The following is a 4,484-nucleotide window of genomic DNA, read 5'->3' on the forward strand; positions in this document are numbered from 1 at the left end:
GGGCGTCTCGCGATGCTTGGGCTCGCGGATAGCGGAAGGCGCGTAGAGTCGTCCGAGACTCGCGGTGCTCCGTCCGCGCCGCCCGCGGTGCGTGATCTGGGCGATGACCGGCACGTCGTAGCCGTGCATCACGTCGGAGAACTGTTGGAGGTGAGGGATCACTCGATCGTCGAATAGCTCGACACCGTTCCAGTCCTTGACCGGCGACGTGGGATGTACGCTCGCCGAGCCGAAACAGAGGATGAGCCCCAGGCCACCTCGGGCCTTCTCTTCGTAGTAGCGGAGGACCTTCTCCGTTGGCATGCCGTCTTCGGCGAGGCACTCGGCATGAGCTGACGTACAGATGCGGTTCTTCACGCGGACGGAGCCAATCGTGAGAGGTGAGAAGAGGCGTTCGAAGGTCATCCGACTGGCTTCAGCTCACGGGACGTTTTCCGTACTCCGTCTCGCTCATCGGCCTCGCATAGTTGGGGCTCCACACCCTTTCGTCTTTTCGATACTTCCCGAGGGCCTCGGCCATTTGCCGAAGATGGATGGCGGCGCTGCCGCAACAACCACCGATGTAATTCACACCCATGTCTTTCGCCCGTCGCGCGAACTCTCCCATTTCGAAACGCGTCAACTGTGTGGGCTCGAGACGCTGGGGAAACGCGTCCGTCCCCGTGAACCAGGGAACCTCGTCGGAGCAGCGATAGGCCACGGGTTGCGCCGCTATGAACCCATAGGTGGCGCGACGCACCTCTTCGATCAGGGGATACATTCGCTCGGGATCTCGCATGCAGTTCACCCCGACGATGTCCGCTCCCCCGTCGACGAGCCGCTTCATGCACTCTCCGAGGCGAACCCCGTCTTCACTGACCGCTTCGCCTCGCATCGCCATCGTGATCATTACTGGTAGGCTCGTCAGTGCTTTCGCCCGAGCGAGACAAAGCTCCGCTTCCCCTACATGAAAGAACGTTTCGCCGATGATGAAGTCAGAGCCCTCCTCGGTTTGCCAGGCAATCTGCTCGTCGAACATCCGCTGCGCCGTCTCGGGCGATTCCGCCCATTTCCAGGTCGGCGATAGATCCGCCGCGACGAGGGCGCGGCCCGAGGCGGCCTCTTTGGCGATCCGTGTCGCCTTTCGGTTCAGCTCCTCCACCCGGTCGGCGTAACCGACCGTATGGAGCTTCTCTCGCGACCCATAGAACGCCAGCACTTGAAGCACTTCGCAGCCCGCGCGCAGAAACTCGAGGTGAAGCTCGCGCACTGCGTCGGGGTGCTCGAGTGCCGCTTGGGGCGTGAACGGACCGGCCTCCGTCAGGCACCGGCGCTCGAGCTCCAGGACGTAACCACCGTCACCCAGAACCACGCCTTGCTTCAGTTTGTCGAGGATCGTTTCCGGCATATCGCCTCTCCTTGGCTAAATAAAAAAGCGCGCCTCCGGCCATTCCGGGAAGGACGTCGTAGATCGAGTCCGAAAGCCCGAGCCCGTACCGCCAGGCGAGCATACACAGAAGGCCGGCCGAGATCATCCCCAAAGCCGTTCCCACGCCTATGGGCCGGCGAAGCGCCCGCACGACCAAGAGGGGGCCGAGAGCGGAAGCAAGCGCGGACCAGGCCGGCACGACGAGCGCGAATACACCCGCCGAGCCCGACAGCGCGATGCCGAGCACGAGCATCGTCGTGACGAGCGTACCGGCCTTCGCGTGCCAGTAGGACTCTCTCCAACGGGGGAAGAGATCCTGAGTCCAGGCGGCGGAACAGCTGAGAATCTGCGAATCCGCGGTCGACATGGTCGCGGCGAATAATCCGGCGAGCACCATCCCGACGAGAAGGGGAGGGAAGAGATCGGTAGCGAGAAGGGGAAGTGCGAGCTCCGGATCGGCCGCCGAAGACGGATCGAGCAGGACCCGCGCGGTCAGCCCCACGACGATGCACACGGCAGAAAAGAGCGCGTACCAGACGACGTACACGCGACGCGCCACCGAGATGTTCCCGGGATGGTCGATCGTCATCGCCCGCACCATGATATGGGGTTGCCCGACGACGCCGAGTCCGGCGACGATCCAGCTCACGAGATAGGCCGCGAATCCGAACTTCAAGCTCTGCGGCACGGGATCGACCAATGCGGGATCGATCGCGGCGAGGCTCGACCAGAGTCCGGTGACGCCCCCCGTCCGCGCCAGGGCGACGGCCAGAAGCACCGACATGGAGGCGAGCATCAGGAGCGCTTGCAGCACGTCGGTCCAGATCGAAGCACGGATTCCTCCGGCAAGGCTGTAGATTCCCACGATCACGGCGCCGATGATGGCCCCGGCGGCCAAATCCCAGCCGAACAGGACGGCGAGCGCCTTCGAGCCCGCCTTGAGCTGAGCCGCCGCGTAGACGCCCAGGAAAAGGAGCGTCACGACGGCCGCCAGCCGGATGACCCAGCGCCCGTTCGGGCCCAGTCCCGCGCCGAGGAAGGACGGGATCGTGACGGCACCCTGTTCGTGGGACCGTTCCCTGAGCTTGCGGTGAACCCAGTGCCAGGCGATGTAGTCACCGCTGATCCATCCGACCATCAACCAGGACCCCGACACGCCGACCGCATAGACGTATCCGATGAGGCCGATGAACATGTAGCCGCTGTTGTTGGTGGCCGCAGCGGAAAGGGCGACCGCCCAGGGCTTCACGCTGCGACTGGCAACGAGATAGTCCTCGGTGGTGCTCTTTCCCCGAAGGGCAGACAGGCTACCGACGACGATGAATGAGAGAAGAAAGAAGAGAAAGCTGACAACGACGGGGCTCGGCATGCCGGACGGAGCGCATGTTATCAGGGACCGGCGCGGGGATGCCTAGGAAAGAAAATCGTCGGTGACGCGGCGAACGGCCCGCGCCTCTTCGAGCTCGTTCCCTTGAGTATTATGCCTCATTGCATTATGCTGTAACGCATAATGTTGTTCATCAATCGTTCCGAGGAGATGTCGCGCCTCGAACGGATCGTACGGCGAAAGGAAGGCTCGCTTGCGGTCGTCACTGGGCGGCGCAGGCTGGGCAAGACGCGCCTGCTCTTGGAATGGGCGAACAAGCACGAGGGGCTCTATTCCGTCGCCGACCTTTCCTCGGCGGAGATCCAGCGTGCCTACTTCGCCCAGTCGGTTGCACAACGATTTCCCGGTTTCGCCGACGTCACGTATCGAGATTGGCGCGCGCTCTTGTCCCGGCTCGCGAGCGAAGCCAAACATGCGCGGTGGCGTGGCCCGGTCATTTTCGACGAGTTGCCTTATTTGGTGCTTGCATCTCCGGAGCTTCCGAGCGTGCTGCAACGCTTCGTGGATCACGACGGCCGTGACGCCAGGCTCGTCGTCGCGATCGCAGGGTCGAGTCAGCGCATGATGCAAGGGATGGTCTTGTCCGCGGATGCTCCGCTATACGGCCGTGCCCAAGAAATCCTGCACCTCCGGCCGCTGGACCCGTCCTTCTTGATCAAGGCTTTCCGCGCTCGTGACGGCATTCGGCTCGTGGAGCACTTCACCGCTTGGGGCGGAGTTCCTCGCTACTGGGAGCTCGCCATCGAATCGTCGCGCAATCCTCGCGCCGCCGTCGAACGATTGGTCCTCGACCCGCTGGGCCCTCTTCATCGCGAGCCCGATCGAATTCTCATCGAGGAGGTGCCTACTGCGACCGAAGTGCGACCCGTTCTCGATGCCATCGGAAACGGCGCGAACCGCGTGTCGGAGATCGCGGCGCGGGTGGGGCGTCCCGCCACCTCGATTTCCCGGCCGCTCGAACGCCTCGTTTCGATGGGGCTTGTGAGACGGGAAACTCCATTTGGTGAGCCGGAGAAGACGTCGAGACGCAGCCTCTACAAGATCGACGATCCGTTTTTCAGACTCTGGTTTCGGGTGGTGGCCTCCCATCGAGGCCAGTTGGCGTCGGGCTCGAGCTCGTCCCGGCTGGAGCTCATCGAACGCTTCTGGGACCATCTCGCCGCCGCGGCGTGGGAAGACATGTGCCGATTGCGTCTGCCGAAGATGGTCGGGGATACTTACTTGGGCAGTCGAGGCCCGTGGGGGCCCGTGTCACGATGGTGGAAGGCGAACGAGCCTGAGTGGGACATCGTGTGCCAGTCTCTGAACGGAGGCGTCTTGCTCGTCGGGGAGGCGAAGTGGAGCGCGCGGCCACGGTCGATGCTGGCGGTCGAAAAGGATCGGGCTGCCCTCGAGCGACGCCCGTTGCCGTCCCTGCCAGAGCGGTACGGCAACCGCGATGTCGTGCGGGCGCTTTTTGTCCCTCAGCTAGGGAAGGGCGTGGCGCGACCGAGAACGGGCCCCATCGTGGTGACGGCGTCCGACCTGTTGCGATGAGAACGAGGCCCGCGCGACCAGGAAACCAACCTCTTCAGCCGGCCCCTGAAGCGTCAACAGGATTGGACCGCCGTAGAACAGAGCGAGCTCTTCGAACGACGAGCTCTGCTCGAGAATCTCCGTGAACTGGCCCGGCGAAAGCCAGTCCCGGCT

Annotated in this window: 4 protein-coding genes; 1 reads left to right on the forward strand and 3 read right to left on the reverse strand. The window is 63.7% G+C overall.

All coding sequences use genetic code 11. The features are described 5' to 3' along the window. The 3 genes from VEK15_03680 to VEK15_03690 form a co-directional block, all read right to left on the reverse strand. Positions 1-405, reverse strand: a 405-nt coding sequence (locus tag VEK15_03680; GenBank protein HXV59769.1) for an N-methylproline demethylase, incomplete at its 3' end; no start/stop codon positions are given. A 10-nt stretch (positions 406-415) separates the two neighbouring features. Beyond that, positions 416-1,387 carry a homocysteine S-methyltransferase family protein gene (locus VEK15_03685; GenBank protein ID HXV59770.1) on the reverse strand — a complete coding sequence of 324 codons (972 nt, stop codon included), beginning with the start codon at positions 1,385-1,387 and terminating at the stop codon, positions 416-418. Then, positions 1,338-2,777 carry a sodium/proline symporter gene (locus VEK15_03690; GenBank protein HXV59771.1) on the reverse strand — a complete coding sequence of 480 codons (1,440 nt, stop codon included), beginning with the start codon at positions 2,775-2,777 and terminating at the stop codon, positions 1,338-1,340. The genes VEK15_03685 and VEK15_03690 overlap by 50 nt, the downstream gene beginning before the upstream one ends. A 141-nt stretch (positions 2,778-2,918) precedes the next feature. Here VEK15_03690 and VEK15_03695 point away from each other — a divergent pair, with 141 nt between their 5' ends. Next, entirely contained in the window at positions 2,919-4,331 is a 1,413-nt protein-coding gene (locus VEK15_03695) for an ATP-binding protein (protein HXV59772.1), read from the forward strand. Positions 4,332-4,484: the final 153 nt, after the last annotated feature.

It is taken from the genome of Vicinamibacteria bacterium (genome assembly GCA_035620555.1).
GTDB lineage: Bacteria > Acidobacteriota > Vicinamibacteria > Marinacidobacterales > SMYC01 > DASPGQ01.